Origin of the sequence: Nonomuraea ceibae (assembly GCF_019396325.1) — a bacterium.
Classification (GTDB): domain Bacteria; phylum Actinomycetota; class Actinomycetes; order Streptosporangiales; family Streptosporangiaceae; genus Nonomuraea; species Nonomuraea ceibae.
The window spans coordinates 1-24,499 of sequence record NZ_JAHKRO010000127.1 but is presented as its reverse complement, the minus strand read 5'-3'; the positions used below and the strand labels follow the sequence as shown (position 1 = coordinate 24,499).

Here is a 24,499-nt window from a genome sequence, read left to right as displayed (position 1 = left end):
GAAGTCACGTTGGACAAGTGTATTCACCACCCCCCGCCCCGCACCCCACCCCCCGCCCAACGCCGGCGGGCGCCTCCCCACCCCAGGGAAGACGCCCGCCACACACCACCGGCCCAGGCCAGCAGGTCAGGCCGGCTCCAGCACCTTGCCCGCCTTAGGCTCCTGCGGCGAACGCCGCAACCGCTCCTTGGCCCGCTCCACCATCGTGTACAGCGTCGGCACCAGCACCAGCGTCAGCAACGTCGACGTCACCAGCCCGCCGATCACCACGATCGCCAGCGGCTGCGAGATGAACCCGCCCGACCCCGTCACACCCAACGCCATCGGCGTCAACGCGCAGATCGTCGCCACCGCCGTCATCAAGATCGGCCGCAACCGCTGCCGGCCACCCTCGACGACCGCCTCCACCACACCCATCCCCTGATCCCGATACTGATTGATCAGGTCGATGAGCACGATCGCGTTCGTCACCACGATGCCGATCAGCATCAACATGCCGATCAACGCCGGCACACCCATCGCCGTGTCCGTCGCCACCAGCAACCCCACCGCGCCCGTCGCCGCGAACGGCACCGACACCAGCAGGATCAACGGCTGCACGAAACTCCGGAACGTCGCCACCATGATCATGAACACGATCGCGATCGCCGCCAGCATCGCCAGCCCCAGATCCGCGAACGCCTCCTGCTGATCCGCCGACGCGCCCCCGATCTCGTACGACGCACCCGCCGACAACCCCAGACCGTCCAGCTTCTCCGTCAACGCCTGCGTCACACTGCCCAGATCAGCAGCCGTCGCCTTCGCCGACACCGTCGCCGACCGCTCACCGTCGATCCGCGTCACCTGCGTCGGACCCGCGACCCGCTCCACCTCGGCCACCGACGACAGCTTCACCAGACCCGCCGCCGTCGGCAACCGCAGATCCTCCACCGCCTTCACGTCCTCCGGCGCGTCACCGCCCCGCAGCACCAGATCACTCGCCCGTCCGTCCAGCGTCAGCTGACCCAGCGGCGCGCCCCGGAACGCCTGCGCCACCGCCTGGCCCACCGCCGCCTCCGACAGACCACGCTCGGCCGCCTCCTCACGGTCCACCCGCACCTCGATCCGAGGCGCCGACGACTCCAGGTTCGACGACACATCACGCAGACCCGCGACCTCACCCATCGCCGACGCCACCGCGTCCGCCGCCGACCGCAACGCCTGCTCGTCCGGCGCCCGCACGATCACCTCGACCCCGTCGGAGGAGAAACCCCCCGCACCCGCGGCGCCGACCGTCACCTCACCGATCCCCGACACCGACGCCAGCCGCTCACGCAACGCCTGCTCCACCGCCGGCGTGTCCACGCCCTCGGCCAGCGTCACCGAGTACGACGCCCGATCCGCGCCACCTCCGGCCCCGCCCATCATCGCGTTGCCGCCACCCACGGTCACCTGGTACGACTCCACACCCTCCAGACCGGAGAGCACGTCCTCCACCTTCGCCGCGGCCTCGTCCGTCGTCCTGAGATCCGTGCCCACCGGCATGCGCTGGCTCAACGACACCGAATTCTGCCCCGACGAATCCAGGAAGTTCGTCTGCAGACCACCCGCCAGCCCCATCGTGCCGACGAACACCGCCACACCGATCAGCACCGTCACCAGCTTGAACCGCGTCGCGAACCGCAACACCGGCAGATACGCCCGCTGCAACAGGCTGCGCCGCTCCTTGGCCTCGGCCACCTCACGCTGCTTACGCGCCTCCTCAGAAGACAGCGACGGCGCCTTCAGGAACCAGAACGCCAGCACCGGCACCACCGTCAGCGACACCACCAGCGACGCCAGCAACGCCACCGACACCGTGATCGCGAACGGGCTGAACAACTCACCCACCATGCCGCCCACGACCGCGATCGGCACGAACACCGCCACCGTCGTCAACGTCGAGGCCGTCACCGCCCCCGCCACCTCGCGCACACCCGCGAGGATCGCCGACAGCTTCGCCTCCCCATAACCCAGATGACGCTTGATGTTCTCCAGCACCACGATCGAGTCATCGACCACCCGGCCCACCGCGATCGTCAACGCGCCCAGCGTCAGCATGTTCAGCGAGTAATCACCCGCCCACAGCACCAGCAGCGCGATCACCACCGACAGCGGGATCGACACCGCCGTCACCAGCGTCGAACGCACCGACAACAGGAACACCAGGATGACCAGCACCGCGAACACCAGGCCCAGCACGCCCTCGGTCGTCAGGTTCTCGATCGACTCCTCCACGTACGGAGCCTGATCGAACACCACCTCCACCGCGGTGTCCGAACTGTCACCCAGCGCCCGTGTCAGCTCCGGCAGCTTCTCCCGCACCTCGTGCGAGATCGCCACCGCGTTGCCGTCCGGCGTCATCGTCACCGACACGCCCAGGCTCGTCTTGCCGTCCGTACGCGTGATCGTCGTCGCGTCGGCCAGGCCGCGCTCCACCGTCGCCACATCACCCAGCCGCACCGGCTTCAACGGCCGGGGCTGCGCCACCGCCTGCAGCTGACCCTGCCGTGCCTGCTGCTGGGCCTGCTGCGGGACCTGCTGCCGGGCGGCAGGCTGCTGCGCCTGCGGCTGAGCCGGCGTCAGATACAACCCCTTCAGCTCCGCCAGCGAATCTACCCGCGACCCCACCTGCACCGTCAGCGACTTGCCGTCATCGACCAGCGTGCCCGCCGGGATCGGCGTCCCGTTCGCCCGCAGCACCTCGGGGATCTGCGCCGCCGACACCCCGGCCAGCGCCATCTTCTTCACATCCGGCGTGATCGTCACGACCTCGTCACGCGTACCCGTGACCTCGGCCTCCCGCACACCCTCGACCGCCTGCAGCTCCGGCACCATCACCTGACGCAGCTTGTCCGCCATCGCCCGCGGATCCCCGCCGTCACCCACCGCCAGCACCAGCACCGGCAGGTCATCGGTGTTACCCGCCACCACCTGCGGCTCCACATCAGCCGGCAGCCGGCTCTGCACCCGGCTCACCGCCTGCTGCATCTTGCTCACCGACTGCTCGATGTCCGTCCCGAACGCGAAAGCCACCTGGATCTGCGCCAGGCCCTCCTTCGACGTCGACGTCATCGACTCCATCCCGGCCAGCCCCTGGAACGCATCCTCCAGCGGCTCGGTGACCTGCTCCTCCACGATCTCCGGAGAAGCACCCGGATACGGCGCCACCACGAACGCGCCGGGAAAGGACAAGGACGGCAGCAACTGCTGCTTCAGCTGCGGGATCGTGAACGCGCCGAAGGCGCTGAGCACGACCGCGATCAATATCACAAGGCTGCGGTTGGCAAGGCTCAACCGGGCGAGTGCGGTCATGGAGGTGTCCCCTTCAAGAGTTCGCCCCGAGACTAACACTTCGCCTGATACGAATATTTAGCCCTACATGACTTTCCTGATAACCTTCTCAGGAACCGAGAGGTGTATGTGAACGACGAACGCGAAGACCTGATCCAGCGGATCTCCGACACCCAGCGCGGCCTCGGCCGAGTCTTCGCCCAGCACAAATCCCCCCTGTTCACCTCCAACCTCACCATGCGCCAGCTCAAGGTGATCATGCTGGTCGCCGTCAACGGCTCCGCCACCGGCCAGGACCTCGCCCACCACCTCGGCGTCGCCCTCGCCACCGTCACCGGCCTCGTCGACCGCCTCGTCGCCCACGGCCTCGTCAGCCGCCACGAGGACCCCCACGACCGCCGCGTACGCCGCGTCGAACTCACCGAGGCCGGCGCCAAGCTCGTCGAGGAGATCAACAACGTCGGGCTGCGGCAGTACCGGCGCATCATGGAGCACCTCGACACCGAGACGCTGCGCTGCCTCGACCACGTCACCACCCGCCTGCGCGAGGTCGCCGAGAAGCTCTACAAGGAGTGAGACTCCCCCGTCGTCGATCGGTTGTTCTGCTGGGGCGATTCCCTGGAATCGCCCCAGCCCACGTCCTTTACAATGTAGATTTCTCGGTCAGGCCGGACAGCACCTCCGGCAGATCACCCTCGTAGGCCACCGTGAGCCGCCGCGTCGCCCGCGTCAGCGCCACATACAGGTCCCGCAACCCCATCGGCGACTGCCCCGCCATGCCCGCCGGATCCACCACCACGACCGCGTCGAACTCCAGTCCCTTGGCCTGCGTCACCGTCAGCGCCACCACCGGCGCGTCCAGGTCGCCGCCCGGGAACAGCTCCCCGGCCCGCTCCCGCAGCGCGTCGGGCACGAGCACGCCCACCCGGCCCTCGCCGATCGCCGCCAGCTCCTCGGCCGCCAGCGCCGGCACCCCCGCCAGGCCGCACCGCACCGCCCGCGGCGGCGCGTCACCCTCGCGCACCGACTCCGGCGGCCGCAGCCCCGGATCGATCGCCCGCAGCACCCGCGCCGCCACCCGCATGATCTGCGCCGGCGTCCGGTAGTTCACCTCCAGCCGCTCCACCCGCCACCGGCCCGCCAGATGAGGATCCAGCACGTCACCCCACGAACGCGCGCCCGCCGCCGACCCCGTCTGCGCGATGTCGCCCACCACCGTCAGCGACCTGGCCGGAACCCGCCGCATCACCATCCGCCACGCCATCGCCGACAGCTCCTGCGCCTCGTCGACGATCACGTGCCCGTACGCCCACGTCCGGTCGGCCGCCGCCCGGTCCGCCGTCGTCAGATCGTCACCGCCGCCGTCATGCCGGTCGGCCAGCATCGCCGCCTCGTTGAACACGCCCTCGTCCAGCAGGCCCGTCGTCGCCAGCACCTCGTAGGCGTACAGCTCCTGCTCACGCCGCTCCTCCAGCGCCGCCCGGCCCGCCACCCGCTCGGCCGAGTCGTCACGCCCCAGCAGCTCGGCCGCCTCGTCCAGCAGCGGCACGTCACCCACCGTCCACCCCGACTCACGCGGGCGCACCAGCGCCCGCCAGTCCAGCCCCGCCGGCGCCAGCGCCCGCAACGTCCCCGGCGAGGACAGCAGCTCCGCGACCAGCCGCTGCGGCGCCAGCTCCGGCCACAGCGCGTCGACCGCCCGCCGCACCGCCGGTTCGGCCCACAGCCGCCGCGAGGCCAGCGCCACGTCCACCTCGTCCAGGTCACGCTCCAGGTCCAGCGGCTCGTGCAGCTCCGGATCCTCCAGCTCCATCTCCGCCAGCCGCAGCCCCGCCTCCAGCGCCCGCGCCTCGGCCAGGGCCAGCTCCTTCAGCAGCTCGGTCACGTACAGCTTGCGCGCCATGTTGTGCGGCAGCCGCACCGCCCGCGCCCGCACGCGCAGCCGCCGGCACACCTCGCCCGGCACCCGCAGCGTCAGCCCGTCGGCCACCACCTCCAGGTCGCCGTCCGGCACCCGCTGCCGGTCGCGGACCGCCGCCGCGACCAGCTCCGCCATCCGCGCGTCACCCTTGACCGCCGCCGCGCGCGGCGCGTCGGCGGCCGTCGCCCGCACGCCCGGGAACAGCTCGCCGAGCGTCGCCATCACCACCTGCGTCTCGCCCAGCGCCGGCAGCACCTGACTGATGTAGCGCAGGAACATCGCGTTCGGCCCCACCACCAGCACGCCGCGCCGCTCCAGCGTGTCGCGGTGGGTGTAGAGCAGGTAGGCGGCCCGGTGCAGCGCCGCCACCGTCTTGCCCGTGCCCGGCCCGCCCTGCACCACCAGCGCGCCCTGCAGCGACGAGCGGATCACCCGGTCCTGCTCGGTCTGGATCGTCGCCACCACGTCGCCCATCCGGCCCGTCCGGCCCCGGCGCAGCGCCGCTAGCAGCGCCGCCTCGCCCACCAGCGCCCGCCGGTCGCCGTCGCTCATCCCCTCCAGGTCGAACACCTCGTCGTCCAGCCCCACGACGGTACGGTCCCGCGTGTGCAGATGGCGGCGGCGCACCAGCCCGCCCGGATCGGTCGCCGTCGCCAGGTAGAACGCGCGGGCCGCGGGCGCCCGCCAGTCGATCAGCACCGACTCGTGCTCCTCGTCGCGCAGCCCGATCCGCCCCACGTACGTCGTGCGCCCCGCCCGGTCGTCGACCCGGCCGAAACACAGGCCGCGCTCGACCGCGTTGAGCTGCGCCAGCCGGCGCGCCTGCTCGGCCGCCAGCGCCTCGCGCTCCACCCTGGCCTGCCGCGACCCGCCCGCGTCACGCCCGTACACGTCGCGCAGCAGCTCCGCCGTCCGCCGGCGGGCCTCGTCCAGCCTGGCGTAGAGCGCCGAGACGACACCCTGCTCGGTGTCAAGGGCTTCCGCAAGAGCATCTTGACGATTCGCCATTCTGTGATACACTCCTAACAGGAGGCTTTGTGGGCTGTCGCCGTTCCGAGCAGTCGAGCCTACCCGTTCCCGCGCGTCCGCGGCAAGCCCGACGGTGTATCCAGGTGCACCCCGGGCCGGGATTCACCGCCATTACCCCGCCGAGCCGCCATCCCTAGGCTCGCGGCATGACCTTGAAACGTACTCTCGGCGCAGCGGTGCTGAGCTTGGCCTTCGTCATGGCGGGCGCCGCGCAGGCGGACGCGGCCCCACGGGACGTCGTCCGGACCGACACGGGCCTGGTGCGAGGCGAGACCGCCCGCGACCACCGGACCTTCCGGGGCATCCCCTACGCCGCTCCCCCCGTCGGCGACCTGCGCTGGCGGTCGCCCCAGCCGGCGCCCGCCTGGCGTGGGGTCCGCGACGCGACACGCTCCAGTGACAGATGCGCCCAGTCCACGGACCTGTGGGGGCTGCCGGCCAGCGACAGCGAGGACTGCCTGTACCTCGACGTGACCGCCCCGCGCCCGGCCACCGCGCGCCACCTCAGGCCCGTCATGGTCTGGCTGCACGGCGGCAGCCTGACCAAGGGAGCCGGCAGCGACTACGACGCCACCCGCCTGGCCACGCGCGGCGACGTCGTGGTGGTCACCGTCAACTACCGGCTGGGCGTGTTCGGCTTCTTCGGTCATCCCGGGCTGGCGGGCGGCGGGGCCTACGGGCTGGAGGACCAGCAGGCCGCCCTACGCTGGGTCCAGCGCAACGCCGCGGCCTTCGGCGGCGACCCGCGCAACGTCACGCTGTTCGGGGAGTCCGCCGGAGCGCACTCGGTCTGCGCCCACCTGGCGTCGCCCACCGCCGCCGGCCTCTTCCACCGGGCGATCACCCAGAGCACGTTCTGCTCCCAGACCGCCTTCACCGGCAGCCGCCTGAGGCCGGTCATGGACCTCCCCATGTGGGTGCCCAAGACCGCCCACGAGGCGCACGGCGCCACCATCGCCACCGCGCTCGGCTGCACCGACCCGAAGACAGCCGTCGCCTGCCTGCGCCGCAAGCCCGTCTCACAGCTCCTCGCGCAGCAGCCGCTCCCCCTCCCCGGCTACGGCAACGCCGTGCTGCCCGCCGATCCCGCCACCGTGTTCGCGCAGGGCCGCTTCCACCGCGTGCCGATCCTCACCGGCATCACCCGTGACGAGGGGACGCTGTTCACCTCGCTGATCTTCCCCGGTCTCACCGAGCAGGAATACCAGCAGGGCCTGCGGGACATCTTCGGCGACGACGCCGCGGCGATCGCGGCCGAGTACCCGTCCCGCGGGCGGCCCGCGCAGGCCGTGGCGGCGATCATGAGCGATCTCGACTGGGCCTGGGCCGGCCGGGCCAGCGACCGGCTGCTCAGCGAGCGCACCCCGGTCTACTCCTACGCCTTCGCCGACCGCACCGCGCCGCCGATCTTCCCCCTTCCCGGCGGCGTCGAGCCGCTCGCCTCGCACGGATCGGAACTGTCGTTCCTGTTCCCCGGGGCCCCGCTCACCCGCGAGCAGCGCGAGCTCGGCGACACGATGATCACGTACTGGTTGCGCTTCGCCGCGACCGGCGACCCCAACGCTCCCGGCCTGCCGCGCTGGAGCCCCGTACGCACCGGGCACGTCCACCGCCTGGCCCCGGGCCCCGGCGGCGTCGGCGCCTACGACCAGGACGCCCTCCACAACCTGGCCTTCTGGGACCGCCTGGCACATCGCCCGTAGGTGGCCGATCAGTGGGCATGCGTGGTGAATCCGTGGCCACCACGCATGCCCCGCACCACCACCCCGGCACATACTGATCTCCACGAACCCGGACGAGGACGAAGGAGATCACCGTGGCCAGCGACGTACTGAACGAGGCCTACGCACGATTCCACCGCACCGGCCCCGAATGGGGCGAGAACCAGCTCACCAACCACGGCCCGATGGCCGTCGAAGTGCTCGTGCGCCGAGGCCACGCCGACCGCGTGGACCGCTGGATGACCGGCTACCTCGACCGGCTCGACGACCTGCCCGGCCGCACCGCCGACATCGACGACGCCACCTGGGCCGAAGCGCTCGGCGACGGGCGGCGCGTCGGCGACTGGACCGCGTACTTCACCCGCCTGCTGGCCGAACAGCCCTGGCGCGACGTGCTCGCCACCTGGTGGGCCCGCCTGCTGCCCGGCGTCCTGGCCGGCACCACCCACGGCGTCATCAGGGTCGGCCACGCCACCCGCGCGCTCCTGGCCGGCGCCGAAGGCCCCGCCCCGCTCGGCGAACTCGCCCACGGCCTGGCCTTCTGGGCCGCCCGCTCCCAGCCCGTGCCCGCCGCCGGCCGCCCCTCCGGGACGCTCGACCCGCACGCCGCCCTGGACGCCCTGCCCCGCATCCCCGACCAGAGCGGCTACGTCGCCGACCGGCTCGGCCAGCTTCCCCGCCTGCCCGGCTGGGACACCACGGTCACCGCGCTGCGCCCCGCCGCCACCCCCGACGACGTACGCGCCCGCCTGGCCGACCTCGTCACCGCGGCCACCCTGCGCTACCTCACCCACGGCCACGGCGCGCCCGTCCTGCTCGTCCACACCGCCACCGCCCCCAACGCCGTCCTGCACGCGCTGCCCGCGCTCCCGCACCAGCTGTGGGAGCCCAGCCTGACCGCGATCTGGACCACCACCGCCGCGATCTTCTCCGCCTACGCCCCCGCGCGCCCAGCCCCGGCCGAGACGCTGCCCGGCGCACCCACCGACTCCGACGGGGCCGCCGACGTGGTGGAGCGGGCCGTCGCGCACGCCGACGAGCACGTCATCAAGTTCACCGACACCGCGGCCGAGGTCTACACCCGCACCGGAGACCCCCGCGCCCTCGCCGCCTGCCTGCGCGCCGGCGCCCTCATCGAACCACCCCGCTGAAGCGCCCCGCCGAGAGGACAGACCCCCCGTGAACGACACCGTCACCTCCGCCGACGGCACCCTCATCGCCTGCACGATGATCGGCTCCGGCCCCGCCCTGGTCGTCGTCAACGGCGCCCTCGCGCACCGCGACTCCCACCCCACCGAGGGCATCCTCGCCCGCTCCCTGACCGACCGGCACACCGTCATCACCTACGACCGGCGCGGGCGCGGCGCCAGCGGCCCCGCCGGCCCCGCCCTGCCCGCCGCCGACGCCATCGCGGCCGAGATCGCCGACGTCGCCGCCCTCATCGACCTGGCCGGGGGCAAGGCCGCCGTGCTCGGCCTGTCCTCCGGCGCCGTCCTGGCCCTGGAAGCCGTACGCGCCGGGCTGCCGATCACCGCGCTCGCCCTGTGGGAGCCGCCGTTCGTCGTCAACGGCGCGCGCCCGCCGCTCGGCCCCGGCTACCGCGAACGCCTCCAGCGGGCCCTGGCCGAAGGCCGCCCCGGCGACGCGCTCGCCCAGTTCTTCGCCGAGGCCGCCGGGTTCCCCGCCGAGGCCGTCGCCCCGATGCGCGCCGAACCGTTCTGGGCGGGCATGGAACGGCTCGCGCCCTCACTCGCCCACGACGCCGCCGTCATGGGCGACACCCAGAGCGGCGACCCGGCCGCCCTGGACCGCTTCGCCGGCGTCGGCGTCCCCGCCCTCGTCATGTACGGCGGCGCGAGCGAGCCCTGGCTCGCCGGGGCCGCCACGGCGCTGGCCGCCGTGCTGCCCGACGCCACGCTGCGCGAGCTGCCCGGCCAGGACCACGACGTGGCCCCCGACCTGCTGATGACGGCGCTCACCACCTGGCTGCCCGCCTACTGACCGGGAGGGCGCCTCAGCGGTAGGAGTCGATCAGCCGGGCCAGGTGCCTGCCCGCCACGAGCAGCGGCGTCCGGCTCTGCGACACCTGCGCGGACATCTCGGCGCCCTCCAGCGTGTTGACCACCGTGTGCGCGAGGTCGGCCGCCACGTCGCCGGCGAACCCCGACCGGCGCAGCCTGGCCGCCACCACGGCACGCCAGTGGGCGAACGCCTCGTCGGCGGCGCGCTGGATGTCGGGCGCCCGCCCGGAGCTTTCCAGCGCGGTCGTGGTGATCGGGCACCCGTCCAGCCAGCCGGAGTCGCTGAGCCCCTGCGCGAGGCGTTCGGCGCACACGATCATCGCCTGCGCCGGGTCGTCCGCCTCGTCCAGGACCTCACGCAGGAAGGCGGCGAACTCCTCGTCGCTGTGGCGCACCGCCGCGACCGCCAGCTCCGCCTTGCCGCCGGGGAAGAAGTGGTAGACGGAGCCGAGCGTGGCCCGCGCCTCCTGGGAGATCTGCTTCAGCCCGGTCGCCTCGTAGCCCCGCCGCTGCATCAGCCGGGAGGTGGCCCGGACGATCCGCTCCCGGGTGCCGAGCTCGTGCGTCGTCGTCATGCCGCCATCGTACTGAGTAGAACGTTCGTTTTAGTCGTGCTAGGGTCCTCCACGTTGAATAGAACGTTCGTTTTAGCCGGAGGAGTCCTTCATGACCACCACGTCCGTGACCGTGATCGGCCTGGGCCCCATGGGCCACGCCATGGCCACCACCTACCTCGACCGGGGCTACGGCCTCACCGTCTGGAACCGCACCCCCGCCAAGGCCGACGCCCTCGTCGCCCGCGGCGCCCGCCTCGCCCCCACCGCCGAGGACGCGCTGCGGGCCAGCGACCTCGTCGTGCTCAGCCTGACCGACTACACCGCCGTGTACGCCATCCTCGAACAGGCCCCCGCCGCCCTGGCCGGCCGTACCGTCGCCAACCTCACCTCCGACACCCCCGCCCGCGCCCGCGAGGCGGCCGCCTGGCTCGCCCGCCACGGCGCCGTCCAGCTCACCGGTGGCGTCCAGGTGCCCCCGCCCGGCATCGGCACCCCCGGCGCCATGACCTACTACAGCGGCCCCGCGGAGGCGATCGAGACCCACCGGGCCGCCCTTGAGACGCTCACCGGCATCGACCACCTCGGCGAGGACCCCGGACTGGCCGCCCTGTACTACCAGATCGGCATCGACATGTTCTGGATCGGCCTGACCGGCTACCTGCACGGACAGGCGCTGGCGCAGGCCAACGGCATCTCGGCGCAGGACTTCCTGCCGCACGCCCTCAAGACCGCCGACTTCCGCTACTTCCTGGAGTTCTACGCGCCCCGCATCGACGCCGGCAACCACGCGGGCGACATGGAGACGCTCTCCATGGCCGTGGCCAGCCTCGAACACGTGGTGCGCACCGCCGAGGAGTCCGGCGTCGACGCCTCGCTCCCCGCGGCCACCCTGGACCTCTTCCGTCGCGGCGTCGCCGCCGGCCGCGACCAGGACAGCCTCACCAGCCTTGTCGAGGTCGTTCAGAAGGGTTGATCGCGGTCTGCCGCTCCAACCGGGCGTCTTTACAAAGTAGATTCACAGCGCTCGCCCGCCCCGCCCGGCGGTCCGGCGCGGGCGCCGTGCTAGCTTCTTCGGCCATGTCCGACTACTTGCGCGCGCTGTTCTCCCTCGACGGCCGCCGGGCCCTGGTCACCGGCGGCAGCTCCGGCATCGGCTACGAGATCGCCGAAGCCCTCGGCCGGGCCGGCGCCGAGCTCGTCATCGTCGCCCGCAGGCAGCCCGAACTGGACAAGGCCCTCGACCGGCTCGCCGGCCACGGCGTCCGCGCCACCGCCATCAGCGCCGACCTGGGCGAGCGCGCCGCCGTCCGCCGCGTGTGCGAGCAGGCCGGGCAGATCGACATCCTCGTCAACGACGCCGCCAACAACATCCGCAAGCCCATGGCCGAGCTCACCGAGGACGACTACGACCAGACGATCGCCGTCAACCTGACCGCCCCGTACCTGCTCGGCCAGCACTACGGCCCCCGCATGGCCGAACGCGGCTGGGGCCGCATCATCAACATCGGCTCCCAGCAGACCGTCAGCGCGTTCGGCGACAGCGGCGTCTACGGCGCCGCCAAGGCCGCCATCGGCGGCCTGACCCGCTCCCAGGCCGAGGCGTGGTCGCCGCGCGGCGTGTGCGTCAACACGATCATCCCCGGCTTCGTGCTCACCCCGCTCACCGAGCCGGCCCAGGCCGTCCCCGGCCGCGTCGAACAGCTCGCCGCCCGCCACATGACCCGCCGCAACGGCGTGCCCGCCGACTTCGCCGGCGCCGCCGTGTTCCTCGCCGGCGCCGCCTCGGCGTTCGTCACCGGGCAGATGCTGTACGTGGACGGCGGGTTCTCCGTCCATTGACCGCCTTCACAAAGTAGATCACTTACGCCGGACCTGACGGACGCCCCTGCCCAGGTGCCACATGTCGATGACCAGCTCGTCGCCCTCCACCCGAGTCAGCGCCATCTCCGTCACCTCGATCCTGAACAGGTGCGAGCCGGTGCCCGGCAGCTCGAACGCCGCCAGCGTCGCCTCGTCGGTGATCTCCTGGGCCCGCCCGGCGAGCTTCGCGTCGCCCTCCCAGACGCCGCCGCCCGGCGGCTCGGGCGGCGTGGCGACGTGCAGCGCCATGCGCGGGTCGCGGCGCAGGTCGAGCGCCTTGACCGCGCCGGGCATCGACCCCATCCACAGCTCGCCGTCGCGGAACTGCGTCTCGGTGCCGCTCACCCGGGGCGACCCGTCCGCGCGCAGGGTGGCCAGCACCTTGTGCTGCTGGGCCTCCAGCAGCCGCCGCACCTTCGCGGCCAGCTCGGGAGCCGCGGCTTCGACATCGGTCCATGAAGTCATGCGCACCACATTAGTAAATGTATGCTCATTTACAAACCGGACGAAGGAGCGGCATGGCCAGACCCCGCACGACCAGCGACGAGGCGATCCTCGAGGCGGCCGCCCAGGCCATCGGCCGGTACGGGGCGCAGAGCTTCACGCTGGCCGCGGCCGCCCGCGAGGCCGGGCTGGCGGCGGCCACGCTCGTGCAGCGGTTCGGCTCCAAACGCGGGCTGCTGCTCGCCGTCGCCGCCCACTCCGCCCGCACCGTCGCCGCCCCCTTCGAGCGGGCCAGGGACGAGCACCCGGCGCCGCTGGCCGCCCTGCACGCCGCCCTGGAGGCGCTCGCCTCCGGCGTCGCCACGCCCCACGAGCTCGCCCGCAGCATCGGCTTCCTGCAGCTCGACCTGACCGACCCCGGCTTCCGCGAGCACGCCGCCGAGCACGCCCGGCGGATGCGGCAGGAGATCGCCGCCCTGCTCGCCGACGCCGTCGCCGCGGGCGAGCTCGCCGCCGGCACCGACGTGGCGGCGCTGTCGCGCGCCGTGCAGGTCACCTACAACGGGACGCTCATCGTGTGGGCGCTGTCCGGCGACGGCACCCTGGCCGCCGCCCTGCGCGACGACCTGGCCGCGACCCTGCGGCCGTACGTGGCGGATGGCGGGAAAGCCTGATCGACATTTCCCACTATTAACCGATAAAAGGGGATTTATCGAATGGGTTGTTGAGCCGGGGAGTAGGTTATTGTTACCTCCCGAATACTGTCGACGCAGTATTTGCGGGCTGGAAGCTTATCGCGCTGACCGCAAAAGGGGGTGCATATGTCCTACAATGACGCTGTTCAGCCATGCCTGGTCGTCACCAGCCGGCCGATGGCGGGCGCGAGTTTCGAAATCTTCACCGGTCACACCGAGATCGGCAGCGCCCACGGCGCCGGCATCCAGCTGGACTGCGACGGGGTCAGCCGTCGCCACGCCTCCATCGACAACGACGGCCGCCGCACCGTGATCAGCGATCTCGGCTCGCTCAACGGCACCTGGGTCAACGGCCGCAAGCTCACCTCCGGCCACGTGCTGCGCGACGGCGACCAGGTCCGCATCGGCTTCGCCACACTGCGGTTCATGCAGGCCGAAGAGCCCGAGCCGGAGTACGGCTACCGCTTCGGCGACGTGGCCGGGCCGGTCAACGCCGGCAGCGGCCACCTCAACGCGGGCGGCAGGCAGCAGATCGCCGGGCGCGACATCTACGGCGACACCGTCCACGTCACCGACGACTACGACCCGTGGGACGAGGTGTTCCAGGGACGCGGCCCCGGGCGCGGCATCGCCGTCCTCGGCGCGTGCGTGTCACTCCTGGGGTTCGCGCTTTTCGCCGGCGTCATCTTCAGCGGATTCTCCGGAAATCTCCTCGACGACCCTTTCGCACAGGAATTGGTGGACGGAATACCGTCGGCGCCCGCCGGATTCGCGCTGTTCCTCGGCGGCGGACTGCTCGCCGCCCTCGGCCTGTCCATGGCGAAAGCCGCTCGCAAAAGAACCGAGCCCCGTAAAGGGCGGCGGCGGCAGAGGGGCGGCGCCCGATGAGCGGGGAAACCTTCCGGTTCGGCGACGTACGCGGCCCGGTCAACGCCGGCAGCGGCAACCTGAACATCCACGGCCACCAGCAGATCGCCGGCCGCGACCTGCGCACCGGCCCCGCCACCGACCCCGCCACCGCGCTCCGCGCCGACCTCGACACCCTGCGCCGCGCCCTGGACGACCTGCGGCTCACCCCCGCCGAACACCACACCGCCGAGACCGAGCTGACCGCGCTGGAGCACGAAGCCGCCCAGCCCTCCCCCGACCCCGGCCGCATGGGCCGCCACCTCCAGACGTTCACCACCACCCTCGAACATGCCGGAGCGCTCGCCGGAGCGGGCCTCGCGGTCATCCAGGCCATCACCGCCATCGCCACCTGGCTCGGCCCCGCCGGCCACCAGGCCCTCTCCCTCCTCGGCCTCTAGGACCTCAGCCCGTCAAGGCGTTCCACCTCCCCCTTACGCCGCCGGGCCTGCCGCCACAGGAGGTAGCCGGCCGGCAGCACGAGCACCAGCAGCCGGGCGGGGTCGTCGCGGAGGTCGTCGAACCGGAGCAGGCTCAGCAGGCCGGCGCGCAGGGAGTCGTCCCCGGTGAGGAGCGGGGCCAGGGCCACCAGCCCCCACACCACCAGGGCGTCCAGGACCGCCGCCGCCGCGCGCCGCCCCGGGACCGGCGGCGCCGGGGAGCCGGAGGCGAGCAACACCAGCAGGGCCGCCACCAGCAGGCACAACTCCCAGAGCCCCCAGCCGCCCGGCAACGCCCCGAACCACTCCGCGCCGAACACCGGCAGCGAGCCGGAGCAGATGCCGTCCCCCCGGTAGTCGGCCGAGAGCGGCCGGGCGAGCGCGACCAGCGCCAGCACCCCGGCGGCACGCGGTCCCGCCGTCGCCGAACGCCGCCGCACGAGGGCGACCAGCACGGCCACCACCGGCACGGCCCAGACGATCGCGAGCTCGGTGAGCGTGGCGAGGTCGTCGCGCAACGGCAGGAACGGCGAGCGGTCGATCGCGTCGTACGGGCGTACGCAGCGGATGACGCCCTCGGTGAAGCCCCCGTCGTAATCGCTCGCGTCGCTCTCCTCGTAAAGACTGGCCGCCGCGTACAGGGAGGACCGGTCGAACCAGCTCTTCCAGGTGTCCCAGGTGGGGTAGCTCGCGGCGGCGATGGCCGCCGGCCAGGCCCACGGGGCTGAGGGTGACACGTCACGGGCTCCTTCGCTTCCCGGCGAACCCTACCGGTGATCTTGGGCCTCACGACCCTTCCCCACCACAGGGATGACGGCCGCCCGCCCGAGGTCTATCCAGTGGAGCCCCGGACGACCAGGGAGGTCGGCAGGATCCGCGGGGCAGGGGTGGCGCCTTCGTTGATCATCGTGATGACCGCCGCGGCCGCCGCCGTCCCGAAGCCCGCCTTGTCCTGGGCCACGGTGGTCAGCCCCGGCGGCACCAGAGCGGCCAGCTCGATGTCGTCGAACCCGACCAGCGCGATGTCCTCGGGCACCTTCAGCCCCGCCTCGGTCACGGCCCGCAGCGCGCCGATCGCCATCTCGTCGCCCGCGGCGAACACCGCGTCGGGCCGCTCCTCCAGCTCCAGCAGGGCGCGCATCGCGGTGTGGCCGCCGGACAGGTAGAAGTCGCCCTCGACGACCAGTTCCGGCCGGTGCGCCAGGCCGAGCGCGGCCAGTTCGTCCAGGTAGCCGCGCAGCCGCTCGGCGCCCGGCCTGGTGCCGGCCGGGCCGGTGATGGTGGCGATGGCCCGGCGCCCGATCGCGTGCAGGTGGCGGACCGCCTCACGGGCCCCGCCCACGTTGTCGGAGGTCACGTAGGTGGTCCACGGTCCCCGTACGGGCCGGTCGAGGGAGACGCAGGGCACCTCCGACTCCGCCAGCGGCTGGAGCGAGGGGTCGGCTCTGCCGTTGTCTATGAAGACCACGCCGTCGAGGTTGTGCCTGCGCACGGCGCGGAGAAAGCTGTCGGGCGTGCCGTCCTCGCTGGTGGCGAGCATGAGCAGGTGGTAGCCGCGCTCGCTCAGCGCGGTCTTCAGCCCGATGAGGATCTCTTGGAAGAACGGGTGCCGCCAGCCGGGGCGGCGGTGGTCGGTGTCCCAGATGAGGCCCACCATGTGGGATCTCTTGGTGGCCAGGGTGCGGGCCGACTCGTTGGGCAGGTATCCGATGCGTGCCGCGGTGCTGAGGATCAGCTCGCGGGTCTGGGCGTTCACCACCTCGGGGTTGTTGAACACGCGGGAGACAGTCGCCGGTGACACCCCGCAAAGGCGCGCCAGCTCTCGAATCGTTGCCACGGACGTACGCTATCGCATCTCGCTGAAACCGGTTTCATGTAACCGGTTGCATGAAACCTATGTGAGGGTCCAGCCCCTGTCAATCAATCACCGTCGATTTCCGACACGTGACGTTTCTGTGACTTGACAGAGGGTGGCAGCAGTATGTGAGATGACGCTCTAACAGGCCGATGCCGCACCGTTGCCGCGGGGCTCGGCCTTCATCGCATCTCGCAGTCACCCTTTCTCTCCCCTCGAAGGAGTCCCAGGTGTCTGCAGGACGAACCCGTCTCGCCGCCGGAGCGCTGGTCATCGGCATGCTCGCCGCCGGTTGCGGCGGCTCCCCCTCCGCCGGCTCCACGCCGACCGACGGCAAGATCACACTGACGCTCAACCTGTTCGGGAACATGGGCTTCAAGGAGCTCTACGCCAAGTACGAGGCCGCCCACCCCAACATCAAGATCGTCGAAAGGACGTCGGCGTACAACGACCACCACCGCAACCTCGCGGCGCACCTGGCCACCCGCAGCGGCGCCGCCGACGTCGAGGCGATCGACACCGGCTTCATCGCCCAGTTCAGGAACCAGCCCCAGCACTTCGCCGACCTGCGCCAGCACGGCGCCGACCAGCTCAAGGACCGCTGGCTGCCGTGGAAGTGGGAGGCGTCGCTGGCCAAGTCGGGAGCCCAGATCGGCTACGGCACCGACGTCGGCGGCCTGGCCATGTGCTACCGCCGCGACCTGTTCGAAAAGGCCGGGCTGCCCACCGACCGTGACAAGGTCGCCGAGCTCTGGCCCGACTGGACGTCCTACTTCGAGACCGGCAAGCGCTACACCGCCAAGAAGCCCGAAGGCGCCGCGTTCTTCGACGGCGGCCCCCAGGTGTTCAACGCGATGGTCGGCCAGATGGAGACCGGCTACTACGACACCCAGGACAACGTCGTGGTCGCCACCAACCCGGCCATCCGCTCCGCCTACGACCAGGTGCTCGAGGCCGTGGCCGAAGGCCAGTCGGCCAAGCTCGTCGGCAGCTCGCCCGCCTGGAACACCGGCTTCGCCAAGAGCCAGTTCGCCACCATCGCCTGCCCCGCCTGGATGCTCGCCAAGATCCAGGACCAGGGCAAGGCCTTCGCCGGGCAGTGGGACGTGGCCGCCATCCCGGGCGGCGGCGGCAACTGGGGCGGCTCGTACCTGACCGTCCCCGCCCAGGGCAAGCACACGAAGGAGGCCGTGGCGCTGATCGCCTGGCTGACGGCGCCCGAACAGCAGATCGAGGTGTTCGCCAAGCACGGCATTCTGCCCTCGACCGTGGCCACGTACGACAAGCCCGAGGTGACGGGGCTCAAGCACGAGTTCTTCAACGACGCGCCGATCGGCCAGATCTTCACCACCGCCGCCCGCAACCTCAAGCCGCAGTACCAGGGCCCGAGGGCCGGCGACATCCAGACGGCCATCCGCGACGCGATCAACCGCGTGGAGGAAGGCAAGCAGGACGGCGCCGAGGCGTGGACGCAGATGCTCGGGGACGTCGAGCGCATCAGCAAGTGACGCGCGCCGACCTGTGAAAGCCGGTGACGGCGGGCGGTCAGGGCCCGCCGTCACCACCCGCCCCCCGAGGAGCCGACCATGACCTCCGTCAGATCAGGGCCCCGGCGCCGCTGGGCCTACCAGCTCGACGTCAAGGGCTCGCCGTACCTGTACATCGCGCCGTTCTTCCTGCTGTTCGGCCTGGTGGGCATGTTCCCGCTGCTGTACACCGCCTACGTCTCCCTCACCGACTGGAACCTGCTGGACCCGGCCCACGAGTGGGTGGGCCTGGCCAACTACGCCGACCTGCTGGCCGACGACTACTTCTGGAACGCGCTGTTCAACACCGTCAGCATCTGGCTGTTGTCCACCGTGCCCCAGCTGCTGGCCGCGCTGTTCATCGCGCACATGCTCAACCGCAGGCTGCGCGCCCGCACGCTGTTCAGGATGGGCGTGCTGCTGCCCAACGTGACCTCGATCGTCGCGGTCACGATCATCTTCGCCCAGCTCTTCGGCCGCGACTTCGGCATGGTGAACTGGGCTCTCGAACTGGTGGGCCTGGATCCGATCGACTGGCAGGCCGGCACGCTCTCGTCGCACGTCGCGATCTCGCTGATCGTCATCTGGCGGTGGACCGGCTACAACGCCCTCATCTACCTGGCCGCCATGCAGACCATCCCCGAGGACCTGTACGAGGCGGCCCGGCTGGACGGCGCGAGCCAGTTCACCCAGTTCCGGAGGATCACCGTGCCGATGCTCCGCCCCACGATCATCTTCACCGCCGTCGTGTCCACCATCGGCGGCTTCCAGATCATCGCCGAACCGCTGCTGTTCCAGGCCGGCACCGGCAACCCGACCGGCGGCTCGGACCGCCAGTTCCAGACCGTCGGCCTCTACCTCTACGAGCAGGGCTTCAGCCTGTACGAGTTCGGCTACGCCTCGGCGATCGCCTGGACCCTCTGCATGATCATCGTGGTCATGGCGCTCGTCAACTTTGCCATCACGCGCAGGATCAGGAGCAGCTGACATGGCCGCCGTCACCGCCGTCCGACGCCGCTTCCATCCCCAAGGGGCGGGGTTCTGGACGTACGCCGCGCTCATCGCCGTCCTGCTCGGCTCGCTGTTCCCCGTCTACTGGTCGCTGGTCGTGGCCTCCCACGACAATGACGCCATCGCCAGCGTCCCGCCGGTCCTCACCCCCGGCGGCCACCTGTTCGAGAACATCGCCCGGGTCTTCGACACCACCGCGTTCGGGCAGGCGATGCTCAACTCCGTCCTCGTCTCCAGCTCGGTCACCGTCTCGGTCGTGCTGTTCTCCACACTGGCCGGCTTCGCCTTCGCCAAGCTGCGCTTCCGCGGGCGCAACGTGCTGCTCGTCATGGCCATCGCCACCACCACCGTGCCGCAGCAGCTCGGCATCATCCCGCTGTACATCCTCATGGCGGAGCTCGGCTGGACCGGCAGGCTCGAGGCGGTGATCGTGCCCGGCCTGGTCACCGCGTTCGGCGTGTTCCTCATGACCCAGTACCTCTCCAGCGCCATCCCCGACGAACTGCTGGAGGCCGGGCGCATCGACGGGTGCAGCACGCTGCGGCTGTTCTGGCACGTCGTGCTGCCCGCCGCCCGCCCGGCCGCCGCCGTGCTCGGGCTGTTCACCTTCATGCAGGCCTGGAACGACTTCTTCTGGCCGCTGGTCGTCCTCACCCCGGAGAACCCGACCGTCCAGGTCGCGCTCTCCAGCCTGGCCAGCGGCTACACCACCGACTACGCGCTCGTGCTCACCGGCACCGTGCTCGCCATCGTGCCGATCGTGGCCGTCTTCGCCGCGCTGGGCCGTCAGATCATTGGGGGAATCATGTCAGGAGCGATCAAGGGATGAACCGGGAACGTACCGCCTTTCCCCCTGGATTCGTGTGGGGCACGGCCACCGCCGCCTACCAGATCGAGGGCGCCGTGGCCGCCGACGGGCGCGGGCCCTCCATCTGGGACACGTTCTGCCGCGTCCCCGGCGCCGTGGCCGGAGGCGACAGCGGCGAGCACGCCTGCGACTTCTACCACCGCTGGCCGCAGGACGTGGAGCTGATGGACCGGCTCGGCGCCGGGGCCTACCGCTTCTCGCTGGCCTGGCCCAGGATCATGCCCGACGGCGACGGCCGGGTGAACCAGCGCGGCCTCGACTTCTACCGGAAGCTCGCCGACACCCTGCGCGAGCGCGGCATCGAGCCGTACGTCACCCTCTACCACTGGGACCTGCCCCAGGCGCTGGAGGACCGCGGCGGCTGGCGCGCCCGCGACACCGCCGCGCGCTTCGCCGACTACGCCGAGGTCGCGCACGAGGCGCTGGGCGACACGGTGACACAGTGGATCACGCTGAACGAGCCGTACTGCTCGTCCATCGTCGGCTACGCCGAAGGCCGCCACGCACCCGGCGCCCGCGAGGGACACGGCGCGCTCGCCGCCGCCCACCACCTGCTGCTGGGCCACGGCCTCGCGGTGGCCAGGCTACGGGCGCGGGCGCGGCCGGGACAGCAGGTCGGCATCACGCTCAACATGTCGCCCACCGTGCCCGCGACCGGCTCGGCCGCCGACGCGGAGGCAGCGCGCAAGATGGACCTGCTGGTCAACCGGCAGTTCACCGACCCGCTGCTGCTCGGCGCCTACGCCTCCGGCATGGCGGAGGTCTTCGGCGCGATCAGCGACTTCTCCTTCCGCCGCGAGGGCGACCTGGACGTCATCGGCGCCCCGCTGGACTTCCTGGGGGTCAACTACTACTACCGCATCCACGCCGCCGCGGCCCCGTACCAGCAGGCGGACCCCGCACTGCGCTCCGCCTTCGACCTGGGCGTGCGCAGCGTCACCCCGGACGGAGCGGCGACCAGCGGGCTGGGCTGGCCGATGGAGCCGCACGGGCTCCACGAGACCCTGCTCGGCCTGGCCCGGCGCTATCCGGCGCTGCCGCCGATCTTCATCACCGAGAACGGCTACGGCGACGACGGAACCCTCGACGACACCGGCCGGGTCGGCTTCCTGCGCGACCACCTGGCCGCCATCCGCACCGCGATGGCCGACGGCGTGGACGTGCGCGGCTACTTCTGCTGGTCGCTGCTGGACAACTTCGAGTGGGCCCGCGGGTACGCCGCCCGGTTCGGGCTCGTCCACGTCGACTACGAGACCCAGGCCCGCACGGAGAAGGCGAGCTTCCACTGGCTGCGCGAGTTCATCAGGAACCAGGAGTGAACACCCCGGCGACCGGCCCGGCACCTCCTCAGCATGAGCACCGCCCCACGGGAGCACGCCTCGCAGGGCATCTGCCCGTACGGCGCGACGCGGCCCCCGCCGCACCAGGTCCGGTGGCTTGTTCCGTCAGGTCTCAGGACCCGTGCGGCAGATCTGGCTCGGGAGGTGATCCTCGGTAGGTCCGGTGGATGACAGTATCGCGCCCTGGTACGCCAAAGGATTGCATGGGACTGGGCCTCCGTGAAGCCACACGGTCAGGGCAGGTCGTAGACCGTGACCGCGATACCGCGCTCGGTAGCCGGCTTCCGGCTGCCGACGTCGTTGCACACGTGGCTGATGACCTTTGGTCCCTGGCCGTGGGGATGGGTCGCGTCGCCGGTCACATAAGAGATCACGGTGTGGAAGGTACGCCAGCGCCCTGACATTCGTGTCCCGCGCGATTTTCAGGAGAAGGCCTTCTGCGGATGCCGTCTTCGAACGGCGAACCGGGCGATCGTCTTCGTGGTGGCGCGGGGGTCCCGTCGGTGTTCTCGATAGTCAAGGTCGTCTCAGCATGGCTGACACGGCGGCCCTTTACAAAGTAGATTCATATCGAGTGGACTCCCTCGTAGGTGCGCGGCCCGAGGCTGCCCTGCCCAAATCGACGAACTCCACGATCTGCCAGGCCATCGTGGCCGCGGACGATTCCTGGTGCCGCCGCGACCTGACGAACGTCGTGCTGCACCACCTGCTCCTGGACGCCTCCCATGTCAAGAGGCATGAAAGGCAGCAGGCCGAGCCGATCCTGACCGCCCGGCCACACCCGATGCCCGCTCACTGGAGGACGTAACGCCCGCCGCGTACTCCGAACGTCACCACCGGGTTCTGCGGAACGGCAACTGGCGACACTTCAATGCGCGACTCCACCGGTAGTGGTGCGCGGCGTTCCCGGAAAGCAGACGTGGCGGGCGGACTGCTGCCGGCCGGGCCGACGCTGGCTCTACAACCGCGTGCTGGCCCACACGTAGTAGTACCCCTCACATGCCCGGAGGTTACAAAGACTGTTTGCAAAGGGTCTTTGCACACCGTATGGTGTCCCCATGTCAGACTCGCCCGCCCGGCAGGAGATCACCGACGTCGAGGCGCTGAAGCTGCTGGCCCACCCCATGCGGCAGCGCATCGAACGGCAGCTCAGACATGGCCCGGCCACCTCCACGACACTCGCCCGCGCCTTGGGCGAGAGCAGTGGGCTGACCAGCTACCACCTCCGTCAGATGGCCAGGCACGGCTTCATCGAAGAGGTCCCCGAGCTGTCGCGGGGGCGAGAAAGATGGTGGCGGCACGTCCCGGCCGATCGCAGGCTCCCGCCATACAGCAGGCAGTCGCCCGAGATGCGCGCGGTGGCGGAGGAGATCAGCCGCCTCGACCTCGCCGAGGAGCTGGAGCAGCTGACCCGCTTCCAGCTCCAGCGCGGGGAGATGGGAGAGTGGGCCGATGCCCTCGCCTGGTCCCGCTCGGCGATCACGCTCACGGCCGAGGAGCTGGGCGAGTTCCTCGAGGCGTACGTGAAGCTGATCTACCGCTACAAGCGCCCGCCGGAGGAGACGCCGGAGGGCGCGCGGGTCGTGCTCGCGCGGCTGCTGGCCTTCCCTGAACCGCCCGGCGACGAGGACCGTGACGAGGGCTAGCCGGGACGTGTGAGTCCGGGCCGCCGGGTGCCAGCCCGGCGGCCCAGGAACGGAAACCGCATCACCACGCCCGCGAAGGGCGTGTCTCTACGTGTGCGAACTCCCAGAGAAAGGAGAGCAGCTCATGCTGCTCCTACGCAACTCAAGATGCCGCGGGACCGCGTTCACGGTCGCCCTTCTCGCCGCCGTACTGCTCCCCGGGTTACCTCCCGGGCCGGGGAGCGCTGCCGCCGACGCCGGGACGCGGGACGTGCGCAGCAGTGAGGTCACCTTCACCGGCGCCGGCGGCGTGACCCTGCACGGGACGGTCGTCGCCCCGCCGCAGGCCAAGGGCCGGCGCCCCGCCATCGTCATGGTGCACGGCGCGGGACCGGTCACCAGGGACGAATTCCGGGACGAGGCCGAGGCGTACGCCAGGCGCGGCGTCGTGGCCCTGATCTACGACAAGCGCACCGAGGGCTACTCCCCCGTGCGGCGCGACTACGGGATGCTGGCGGCCGACGCGCTCGCCGCCGTGCGCACCCTGCGTGCCCGGCCCGAGGTCGATCCGCACAGGGTGGGAATCTGGGGTCTGTCGGAGGGGGCCTGGGTGGCGCCCGTCGCGGCGGTGCGCTCGCCGCAGGTCGCCTTCCTGATCGTCGCGGGGGCGGTCGGCACGACTCCCGCCAGGCAGCAGGCGTGGGCGTACGGCGAGCGGCTCGCGCACGCGGGTGTGCGGGGGTCGCTCGTCACGGCGCTGCCATGGCGGTTCACCCGTTACGCTGTGGCCGCCGGGCTGTTCGCGGAGGCGGAGCACGATCCCGTACGGGAGTGGGAGCGGATACGCCAGCCGGTCCTCGCGGTGTGGGGCACCCTGGACAGGGAGGCGGTGCCCGCCGAGAGCGCGAAGATCATCGCGGCGGCGCTGGCCAGGGGCGGCAATGAGCACCACACGATCCGGTTCATCGACGGCGTGCGCCACAACCTCAACGGTACCCGTGACGACGGTTTCGACCGCCCCGACCTGTTGCCGGCGAGCTACGCCGAACTGGAGACGGCCTGGATCGAGTCTCAGGCCGGTGGCGCGCCGCCGTCCAGCGTCAGCATCCCGGCGGCCCAGGCGCGGGCGCGGGTGAGCGAGCCGGTGGACGGGCCGCTCGCCTGGTACGAGGCGCCCTGGTGGCAGCCGGTGGCGCTCGCGCTCTTCGCGCTCGCCTGCCTCGGCCATCCCGTCGCGGCCCTCGTACGCCGGGTGCGCGGGCGCCGGGGCGTCCCCGTGGCCGCCCGGCCCGCCCGCGTGTTCGTCGCCGCGCTGGCGGCGACGACGCTGGGCTTCCTCGGCTACGTCGGCGTCCTCGCCCTGACCCG

General features: G+C 71.5%; 23 protein-coding genes. 16 read left to right on the top strand and 7 right to left on the bottom strand.

What is annotated here, in order from left to right:
* Positions 1–126: 126 nt before the first annotated feature.
* A complete protein-coding gene (locus KME80_RS42600) occupies positions 127–3,333 on the bottom strand; it encodes an efflux RND transporter permease subunit (protein ID WP_219517219.1) in 3,207 nt (1,068 codons plus the stop codon).
* Positions 3,334–3,441: 108 nt separating this feature from the next.
* Between KME80_RS42600 and KME80_RS42595 the strand changes: the two genes are divergently transcribed.
* Positions 3,442–3,888 carry a MarR family winged helix-turn-helix transcriptional regulator gene (locus tag KME80_RS42595; RefSeq protein WP_219517217.1) on the top strand — a complete coding sequence of 149 codons (447 nt, stop codon included), beginning with the start codon at positions 3,442–3,444 and terminating at the stop codon, positions 3,886–3,888.
* Between the two features lie 67 nt (positions 3,889–3,955).
* Here the strand turns inward: KME80_RS42595 and KME80_RS42590 are convergent, their stop codons facing one another.
* A complete protein-coding gene (locus tag KME80_RS42590; RefSeq protein ID WP_219517215.1) occupies positions 3,956–6,241 on the bottom strand; it encodes a HelD family protein in 2,286 nt (761 codons plus the stop codon).
* A gap of 167 nt (positions 6,242–6,408) precedes the next feature.
* Between KME80_RS42590 and KME80_RS42585 the strand changes: the two genes are divergently transcribed.
* The 3 genes from KME80_RS42585 to KME80_RS42575 all read left to right on the top strand — a co-directional run bounded on the left by KME80_RS42585 (position 6,409) and on the right by KME80_RS42575 (position 9,984).
* Positions 6,409–7,965, top strand: a complete 1,557-nt coding sequence (locus KME80_RS42585) for a carboxylesterase/lipase family protein (RefSeq protein ID WP_219517214.1) — start codon at positions 6,409–6,411, stop codon at positions 7,963–7,965.
* Positions 7,966–8,078: 113 nt separating this feature from the next.
* Complete coding sequence (locus KME80_RS42580; RefSeq protein WP_219517213.1) at positions 8,079–9,134, top strand: questin oxidase family protein; 1,056 nt, start codon at positions 8,079–8,081, stop codon at positions 9,132–9,134.
* Positions 9,135–9,162: 28 nt separating this feature from the next.
* On the top strand, positions 9,163–9,984 hold the full coding sequence (locus tag KME80_RS42575) for an alpha/beta fold hydrolase (protein ID WP_308126159.1): 822 nt from the start codon (positions 9,163–9,165) through the stop codon (positions 9,982–9,984).
* A 13-nt stretch (positions 9,985–9,997) separates the two neighbouring features.
* On the opposite strand, the gene KME80_RS42570 is transcribed toward KME80_RS42575, so the two are convergent.
* The gene (locus KME80_RS42570; RefSeq protein ID WP_219517212.1) at positions 9,998–10,579 is read right to left on the bottom strand and encodes a TetR/AcrR family transcriptional regulator; all 582 of its coding nucleotides are present in this window, start codon (positions 10,577–10,579) and stop codon (positions 9,998–10,000) included.
* 91 nt (positions 10,580–10,670) lie between these two features.
* On the opposite strand from KME80_RS42570, the gene KME80_RS42565 reads away from it, so the two are divergent.
* Together KME80_RS42565 and KME80_RS42560 are read left to right on the top strand one after the other, a co-directional pair.
* Positions 10,671–11,534 carry an NAD(P)-dependent oxidoreductase gene (locus KME80_RS42565; protein ID WP_219517211.1) on the top strand — a complete coding sequence of 288 codons (864 nt, stop codon included), beginning with the start codon at positions 10,671–10,673 and terminating at the stop codon, positions 11,532–11,534.
* Between the two features lie 104 nt (positions 11,535–11,638).
* Positions 11,639–12,400 carry an SDR family NAD(P)-dependent oxidoreductase gene (locus KME80_RS42560; RefSeq protein ID WP_219517210.1) on the top strand — a complete coding sequence of 254 codons (762 nt, stop codon included), beginning with the start codon at positions 11,639–11,641 and terminating at the stop codon, positions 12,398–12,400.
* Between the two features lie 18 nt (positions 12,401–12,418).
* On the opposite strand, the gene KME80_RS42555 is transcribed toward KME80_RS42560, so the two are convergent.
* Positions 12,419–12,886 carry a pyridoxamine 5'-phosphate oxidase family protein gene (locus KME80_RS42555; RefSeq protein ID WP_219517209.1) on the bottom strand — a complete coding sequence of 156 codons (468 nt, stop codon included), beginning with the start codon at positions 12,884–12,886 and terminating at the stop codon, positions 12,419–12,421.
* A gap of 53 nt (positions 12,887–12,939) precedes the next feature.
* Between KME80_RS42555 and KME80_RS42550 the strand changes: the two genes are divergently transcribed.
* The 3 genes from KME80_RS42550 to KME80_RS42540 all read left to right on the top strand — a co-directional run bounded on the left by KME80_RS42550 (position 12,940) and on the right by KME80_RS42540 (position 14,867).
* Positions 12,940–13,539, top strand: a complete 600-nt coding sequence (locus tag KME80_RS42550; RefSeq protein WP_219517208.1) for a TetR family transcriptional regulator — start codon at positions 12,940–12,942, stop codon at positions 13,537–13,539.
* A 147-nt stretch (positions 13,540–13,686) separates the two neighbouring features.
* Positions 13,687–14,448, top strand: a complete 762-nt coding sequence (locus KME80_RS42545) for an FHA domain-containing protein (protein WP_219517206.1) — start codon at positions 13,687–13,689, stop codon at positions 14,446–14,448.
* Positions 14,445–14,867 carry a DUF5955 family protein gene (locus tag KME80_RS42540; RefSeq protein WP_219517205.1) on the top strand — a complete coding sequence of 141 codons (423 nt, stop codon included), beginning with the start codon at positions 14,445–14,447 and terminating at the stop codon, positions 14,865–14,867. The genes KME80_RS42545 and KME80_RS42540 overlap by 4 nt, the downstream gene beginning before the upstream one ends.
* Here KME80_RS42540 and KME80_RS42535 read toward each other — a convergent pair.
* The gene (locus KME80_RS42535) at positions 14,864–15,643 is read right to left on the bottom strand and encodes a hypothetical protein (RefSeq protein WP_219517203.1); all 780 of its coding nucleotides are present in this window, start codon (positions 15,641–15,643) and stop codon (positions 14,864–14,866) included. The two genes, KME80_RS42540 and KME80_RS42535, sit on opposite strands and share 4 nt — an antisense overlap.
* 95 nt (positions 15,644–15,738) lie before the next feature.
* Positions 15,739–16,743, bottom strand: coding sequence for a LacI family DNA-binding transcriptional regulator (locus KME80_RS42530; RefSeq protein ID WP_219517201.1), 1,005 nt, complete (start codon positions 16,741–16,743; stop codon positions 15,739–15,741).
* 248 nt (positions 16,744–16,991) lie between these two features.
* On the opposite strand from KME80_RS42530, the gene KME80_RS42525 reads away from it, so the two are divergent.
* The 4 genes from KME80_RS42525 to KME80_RS42510 all read left to right on the top strand — a co-directional run bounded on the left by KME80_RS42525 (position 16,992) and on the right by KME80_RS42510 (position 21,485).
* Positions 16,992–18,269, top strand: a complete 1,278-nt coding sequence (locus KME80_RS42525) for an ABC transporter substrate-binding protein (RefSeq protein WP_308126158.1) — start codon at positions 16,992–16,994, stop codon at positions 18,267–18,269.
* A 78-nt stretch (positions 18,270–18,347) separates the two neighbouring features.
* Complete coding sequence (locus KME80_RS42520; protein WP_219517199.1) at positions 18,348–19,274, top strand: carbohydrate ABC transporter permease; 927 nt, start codon at positions 18,348–18,350, stop codon at positions 19,272–19,274.
* Between the two features lies 1 nt (position 19,275).
* The gene (locus KME80_RS42515; protein WP_219517198.1) at positions 19,276–20,127 is read left to right on the top strand and encodes a carbohydrate ABC transporter permease; all 852 of its coding nucleotides are present in this window, start codon (positions 19,276–19,278) and stop codon (positions 20,125–20,127) included.
* Positions 20,124–21,485 (top strand): GH1 family beta-glucosidase, encoded by a 1,362-nt coding sequence (locus KME80_RS42510; protein WP_219517197.1) that lies wholly within the window; start codon positions 20,124–20,126, stop codon positions 21,483–21,485. Before KME80_RS42515 ends, KME80_RS42510 begins: the two co-directional genes overlap by 4 nt.
* 254 nt (positions 21,486–21,739) lie before the next feature.
* Here KME80_RS42510 and KME80_RS42505 read toward each other — a convergent pair whose 3' ends face one another.
* Positions 21,740–21,880: a macro domain-containing protein gene (locus KME80_RS42505; RefSeq protein ID WP_219517196.1), complete on the bottom strand. Its 141-nt coding sequence runs from the start codon at positions 21,878–21,880 to the stop codon at positions 21,740–21,742.
* Positions 21,881–22,080: 200 nt separating this feature from the next.
* Here KME80_RS42505 and KME80_RS42500 point away from each other — a divergent pair, with 200 nt between their 5' ends.
* The 3 genes from KME80_RS42500 to KME80_RS42490 form a co-directional block, all read left to right on the top strand.
* Entirely contained in the window at positions 22,081–22,314 is a 234-nt protein-coding gene (locus KME80_RS42500; RefSeq protein WP_219517195.1) for a hypothetical protein, read from the top strand.
* 250 nt (positions 22,315–22,564) lie between these two features.
* Positions 22,565–23,152, top strand: a complete 588-nt coding sequence (locus KME80_RS42495) for an ArsR/SmtB family transcription factor (protein WP_219517194.1) — start codon at positions 22,565–22,567, stop codon at positions 23,150–23,152.
* A gap of 124 nt (positions 23,153–23,276) precedes the next feature.
* Positions 23,277–24,499, top strand: a 1,223-nt coding sequence (locus tag KME80_RS42490) for an alpha/beta hydrolase family protein (protein WP_219517193.1), incomplete at its 3' end; no start/stop codon positions are given.

Excerpts from the sequence above, each read along its gene's own strand:
- KME80_RS42600 (WP_219517219.1), bottom strand. The coding sequence starts at position 3,333 with ATGACCGCACTCGCCCGGTTGAGCCTTGCCAACCGCAGCCTTGTGATA.
- KME80_RS42590 (WP_219517215.1), bottom strand. The coding sequence starts at position 6,241 with ATGGCGAATCGTCAAGATGCTCTTGCGGAAGCCCTTGACACCGAGCAG.
- KME80_RS42585 (WP_219517214.1), top strand. The coding sequence starts at position 6,409 with ATGACCTTGAAACGTACTCTCGGCGCAGCGGTGCTGAGCTTGGCCTTC.
- KME80_RS42570 (WP_219517212.1), bottom strand. The coding sequence starts at position 10,579 with ATGACGACGACGCACGAGCTCGGCACCCGGGAGCGGATCGTCCGGGCC.
- KME80_RS42565 (WP_219517211.1), top strand. The coding sequence starts at position 10,671 with ATGACCACCACGTCCGTGACCGTGATCGGCCTGGGCCCCATGGGCCAC.
- KME80_RS42560 (WP_219517210.1), top strand. The coding sequence starts at position 11,639 with ATGTCCGACTACTTGCGCGCGCTGTTCTCCCTCGACGGCCGCCGGGCC.
- KME80_RS42555 (WP_219517209.1), bottom strand. The coding sequence starts at position 12,886 with ATGACTTCATGGACCGATGTCGAAGCCGCGGCTCCCGAGCTGGCCGCG.
- KME80_RS42550 (WP_219517208.1), top strand. The coding sequence starts at position 12,940 with ATGGCCAGACCCCGCACGACCAGCGACGAGGCGATCCTCGAGGCGGCC.
- KME80_RS42545 (WP_219517206.1), top strand. The coding sequence starts at position 13,687 with ATGTCCTACAATGACGCTGTTCAGCCATGCCTGGTCGTCACCAGCCGG.
- KME80_RS42540 (WP_219517205.1), top strand. The coding sequence starts at position 14,445 with ATGAGCGGGGAAACCTTCCGGTTCGGCGACGTACGCGGCCCGGTCAAC.
- KME80_RS42520 (WP_219517199.1), top strand. The coding sequence starts at position 18,348 with ATGACCTCCGTCAGATCAGGGCCCCGGCGCCGCTGGGCCTACCAGCTC.
- KME80_RS42515 (WP_219517198.1), top strand. The coding sequence starts at position 19,276 with ATGGCCGCCGTCACCGCCGTCCGACGCCGCTTCCATCCCCAAGGGGCG.
- KME80_RS42510 (WP_219517197.1), top strand. The coding sequence starts at position 20,124 with ATGAACCGGGAACGTACCGCCTTTCCCCCTGGATTCGTGTGGGGCACG.
- KME80_RS42495 (WP_219517194.1), top strand. The coding sequence starts at position 22,565 with ATGTCAGACTCGCCCGCCCGGCAGGAGATCACCGACGTCGAGGCGCTG.